Source organism: Chromobacterium aquaticum (assembly GCF_021129195.1).
GTDB lineage: Bacteria > Pseudomonadota > Gammaproteobacteria > Burkholderiales > Chromobacteriaceae > Chromobacterium > Chromobacterium aquaticum.
In genome coordinates, this window is record NZ_JAJOHW010000129.1 from 1 (window position 1) to 4,591 (window position 4,591).

General features: G+C 64.2%; 5 protein-coding genes. All 5 read right to left on the reverse strand.

Going from position 1 to position 4,591, the window contains the following annotated elements:
* The coding region (locus tag LQT98_RS18795) for a hypothetical protein (protein ID WP_231464271.1) at positions 1-504 on the reverse strand (504 nt) is incomplete at its 3' end.
* On the reverse strand, positions 501-1,697 hold the full coding sequence (locus tag LQT98_RS18800) for a hypothetical protein (RefSeq protein WP_231464273.1): 1,197 nt from the start codon (positions 1,695-1,697) through the stop codon (positions 501-503). The genes LQT98_RS18795 and LQT98_RS18800, both read right to left, overlap by 4 nt.
* A 1-nt stretch (position 1,698) precedes the next feature.
* Entirely contained in the window at positions 1,699-1,962 is a 264-nt protein-coding gene (locus LQT98_RS18805; RefSeq protein WP_231464275.1) for a PAAR domain-containing protein, read from the reverse strand.
* Positions 1,963-2,049: 87 nt separating this feature from the next.
* Complete coding sequence (locus LQT98_RS18810; protein WP_231464277.1) at positions 2,050-2,307, reverse strand: hypothetical protein; 258 nt, start codon at positions 2,305-2,307, stop codon at positions 2,050-2,052.
* Between the two features lie 72 nt (positions 2,308-2,379).
* Positions 2,380-4,503, reverse strand: coding sequence for a DUF6396 domain-containing protein (locus LQT98_RS18815; RefSeq protein WP_231464279.1), 2,124 nt, complete (start codon positions 4,501-4,503; stop codon positions 2,380-2,382).
* Positions 4,504-4,591: the final 88 nt, after the last annotated feature.

Below are 4,591 nucleotides of genomic sequence, written 5' to 3' on the forward strand. Positions count from 1 at the left end.
GGCGGGGGGCTGCCAGCGTCCGCGCAGCCGCCGCCAGCCGCCGGGAGGCGGGGCGGCGGAGGCGTCGATCAAGACCATGCCGTCGGTTTCCACCCAGGGCTGCTGGGCCAGCGCCGGCGCCGCCTGGTGGATGGCTTCGGGCGCGCCGCACAGCAGCAGCCAGTGCGGGCGCTGCCTGGCCGGGCGCTGGCGCCAGCCTTGGGCGATCTGCGCCAGGCCGGCCCAGTTGGCGCTGGGCGCGGACGGCTCCAAGCTGGCCGGTCTCGAAGACTTGCGGCCGGGCCAGCGCGCCAGCAAGCTCTGGCGAGCGGCGACCAGCTTGGCCCGGTAACGATTAAACAGCAGGATGAGCAGCAGCAGGGCTGTAGCGGCCACGGCGCTCCACAATACCGTGTCGCCCAGTTGCAGTTCGCTCAAATCGATAAGCTTGCCTTGCCACAGCGCGAACAGGCCAAGACAGATTGCCAGGCCGGCGATAATGAAAACCCAGATGCCGAATTTCATGCCGCTTTCTCCATGGAGCCGCTGGGAGGTGAGTTGATGATGGCCTGAATCCAACAGCTTTCTTGCTGCTGCCAGGCCAGCACTTGCGTGCCGGGCAAGCGAAGTTGGCATAGCAGCGCCAGTTGCAGCGGATAGCCCCAGGCGCCGGTTTGACCCAGCCATGAGTCCAGAGCGTGGCAACGCGGCGGCTGGCTTTTCAGCCACTGCAAGGCGGGTAGCTCGGCTATCCGGCCCCAGGCGGCCAGCGCGGTCCTGTCCAATTGGCTGTGCCAGCCGCGCGGCGCGTCGGCATCCGACAACTGAATCTCTTGCAGCGTGGCAAAGTCGGCCATCATCTGCGTGGCGTCGGTCGGCATCGGCCGCGGCAAGTAAGCCAGCGGTTGGGCGGCATCGGGCTGCAATAAGAGCGCGAAGCCGAGTTCGCACTGCGCCGGCGCGGAGGTGTCCAGCGCCAGTTCGGAGTGCAGGTGGGCGGCTAACAACAGGGCGGGCTGCCGGAGCCGGCCCTCCCCATCCGCGCCGCCATGGGCGGCCAGCAGCCAGGCGCGGGTCTGCTCCGGGTCCAGGTCGCGGCTCTCCGTTTGCCAAGCCTGGCCGGCCGGGAAGTCGGCCAGGCGCGAACAACACAGCGAGCGCCAGGATTCGGCGTGGCGGGCCGGCGCGCACAGCAGCAGCTGGCAGCGGTCCAGCCGCGCCAGCGCCTGTCGCAACTCCGGGGTCAGCAACTGATCCAGCAAGGCCAACAGCCGTTGCGGCAGGGGTTTGCCCGGCAACAACGCGTCCAGCGCCAGTGCTTGGTCCTGATGCGGCCCATTCTGGCCGCTGAGGGCGCCGTTCAGCGGCCGCTCCTGCGGATGGAGCACGCTGACGGCCGTCACCGGCAGCGCCGCGCGCGCCCATTGCACCCAGCCGGCGCGCAGCTCGTCCTGAGCCTGATGCTCGGCCCGGATGTTTTCGCGCTCGGTTTCAAACAGGTAGTAACGCAGCCCCCACAGCATCAGCCAGGCCAGCCAGGGCATGAGTAGCGCCCAGCCCCAGAAGCGCCAGCCCTGGCCTAGGCTGGCGCGCGGCCAGAGCAGGCTGGTGGCCGTCAGGCCGATGGCGAAGGCGGCTAGCAGCAAGGTCAGCCAGCGGGCGGGAGAAGGCGGCTGCGGCCAATCCGGGCGGCTGAGCTGCGGCAAGGGCCAGGCCATCTCAAACCTCGCCGGCGTTGGGCAAGGTGGAGATCAGCGTGCAGCCGCAACCGGCCTGGAAACCTTCCAACGCGAAGGCCGAGCCATGGGCGGACATGCGGGAGGGGCCGGGCAAAATGGAGCTGACGCCATGCCCCGATTGGGGGCAGCTGACTTGATCGCCAACCCGGGCGGACGCCTTGCCGAAGACGACCGGGCCGGAAGCGCTGATCACGCTGCCGCCATGGTTGGTGGGGTCGCCTAAGCGAATGATTTTTCCGGGCATGAATAACTCCTTAAGCTATTTAATAAATGACAAAGCCGCCATGTCATGAGCTTGTGAAAGCGCGACGCGCTAATCAGGATCAGGCGGCTATAAAGCGCTCAAAAAAATGCACAGCGGCGGCACAATCAATAAGAGGCTTGCAGTCAGGGCAATGACTCCCCAGGGCTTGCCTCGCTTGATTTGATGGCGGACAACAAGCACCAGCACGGCAAGCCAGATCAGCAGAAGCACTAAGGCAATAAAGATGAATATCTCCACCAGCCTCCCCAGATTTCCTGGCGATGCGAAACCAGGCGCGGCGAGTGCCAACCCGCTTAATCCAAACAAGTATTGGGTGTGGCGCATAAAGTGTTTCTCCATCAAGCCAGCGTCCGTTGCCACGACGCATGCGTTTTTTGCCGCCATGCCCGTAAAAATCTAATACCGCGGTGGTTTCGTGGGCTCCGTGCCGGGGGCCGCCTCGGCCTGGGGGACGGGCTCGGACAGGCCGGTGGCGGGGTCGAGCTGCTTGGCCTTGGCCAGCCGACTAATCAGTTCTTCGCTGGGCTGAGCCGGTCCCGGACCACTAAAAGCCTTCTGCCACTGGAGGCTGCCATCCCAGGGCGGCAAGGGAGCCGGCGGCAGCGGCACGAGTTGGTCTATGTTGGTTATCTCCGGCTGTCGCTGGGCATTGGCGCGGAGGAGTTCTTCGATCTTCTGGTAGCGGCGGCTGCGTTCCGGGTCCCGAGTCAGCCCCATGGAAAACAAACTGTCGTAGGGAGGTGGGTTGAAACTGTTCCTCAGGAAGTAAGCGGCGGCCGGATCGCCAGCCTTGACCCCCAGCTGGAAGATTTGCAAGGCTGCTTGGTAGTCTCTGGCCTGCCTCAAGTGACGTCCGGCGATCCTGACCGCCTGCGCCAGCCCCTGCTCTGCCGCACAGCGGTACATTTGATGCGCGAGTTCAGGGGCCTCACCTGCTGCCGTCAACACATTGGCGACATGAAACAGCGCCTCAGGCGAGCCCAGATCGGCTGCCTTGCGGAAAGCGCGCAGCGTCTGCTCTCGGTCGCTTTGGAGCATTTCCTTGCTGCGGATGCGGTTGCCGCCGCGAGCGTAGTTGTAAGAGGCGAAGTTGTAGTATCCGGGAGCCAGGTTTTGATCCACCAATTGCTGGTTGAGCGCCATGGCCTCGCGCAGGCCGCTGCGGGCGGGGTTGATGGCGAAGTAGCCGCTGAGCAAATGGTTTTGCAAATTGATATTGGCCTGGACATGGCCGTGGGCGGCGGCGATGCGGTATAGCCGCAGTGCTTGCCGCGCAACCGCCGGATCGAGCGTTTGCGCGGCGCCTTGCAGCAGGTGCCGGGCGTACAGGAACAAGTGTTCGGCTTCCGGCATGGGCTCGGGCAGCCGCTGATGGATGCAGCGGAATGCGGACGTCGTCAACAGCGGGGCGTTGGCTTTGGAAGGTTTGCGTGGGCGTTTAGCCGCGACGGGCGGCGGCTCGCGATAGAAGGTGACGGCCAGGCCACGGGCCTCGGCAAGTTGCTGGATCAGTGCTTCGCTGGGCTGAGCCGGCCCGGGACCGCGCCAAGCTTTCAGCCAGCGGAAGCCGCCGTCCCAGGGCGGCAAGGGGGCCGGCGGCAGCGGCACGATCTGGTCGACGTCTTCGACGGTGGGTTGCAGATAGGAGTGTGAGGACAGGAATTGTCGGATTTGCTGATAACGGCGCTTGCGTTCGGGGTCTTTGGTCAGCGCTAGGTAATACAGGCGACTATTGGGGGAGGGACCATTGAATCCTTCTTCAAGCGCAAGAGCAGCGGTGGGGTCTCCGGCTTTTATCCCTAGTTGGAATGCTTCTCTCGCTTGCTCGTATTCCTTTTCATTTTTTAAATCAATACCCAAAGCCTTAGCTGCTAGAGGGTGTTTTTGCTCTGCCGCGCAACGCCGCATTTGCCGGGCAATCGCTGGCGCTTTGTCATAGGGTGCTAAAAGTTCTGCCACATAGTATTGCGCCTCGGGATTGCCCAAATCGGCGGCCCTGCGAAAATAGCGCAGCGCCAGCTCGCGGTCGCGCTTGATATTGCCGTAGCCGCGGCTGGTGTAATAGGCGAGGTTGTAATAGCCGGGGGCGAGGTCGCGGTCGAGCAATTGCTGGTTCAGGTCCAGCACTTCGCGGAAGCCGCCGGCGAAGTCGCCGTCGGTCAGACTATTCTGCAAATTGATATTGGCCTTGACATGGCCATGGGCGGCGGCGATGCGGTAGAGCAGCCGCACCTGATGATTGACCGCTGGGTCGCGCTTGACCAGATTGTGTTTTTGCAGATAACGGGCGTAGAGGAACAGTTGATCCGCTTCCGGCGTTGGCGCCGGCAGTTGCTGGTGGACGCAGCGGAAGGCCAAGGCCTCTTGCTGTTTGGGGCTGAGCGTGCTCATTCGGGGCTCCTGGGCCAGGGCCGGGGCGGCGATGCTCACGGCTACAGCCGTCAGCCACAAGGTCACGACCGCCTGCTGGATCAGCGGACGGTTTGCCGGGTTCTGGCGCGTGCTGGCGTGGCTGAACATCGGGTGCTCCTTTCAAGCCTCGGGCGGCAGTTGGTAGCGCACCAGCTCCCATTCCACCTCGGTGGGCCGGTAGACCTTCCATTCCTTG

What these genes read in the sequence shown, in the direction of transcription:
- LQT98_RS18805 (WP_231464275.1), bottom strand. Translation starts at nt 1,962, where the DNA reads ATGCCCGGAAAAATCATTCGCTTAGGCGACCCCACCAACCATGGCGGC.
- LQT98_RS18800 (WP_231464273.1), bottom strand. Translation starts at nt 1,697, where the DNA reads ATGGCCTGGCCCTTGCCGCAGCTCAGCCGCCCGGATTGGCCGCAGCCG.
- LQT98_RS18815 (WP_231464279.1), bottom strand. Translation starts at nt 4,503, where the DNA reads ATGTTCAGCCACGCCAGCACGCGCCAGAACCCGGCAAACCGTCCGCTG.
- LQT98_RS18810 (WP_231464277.1), bottom strand. Translation starts at nt 2,307, where the DNA reads ATGCGCCACACCCAATACTTGTTTGGATTAAGCGGGTTGGCACTCGCC.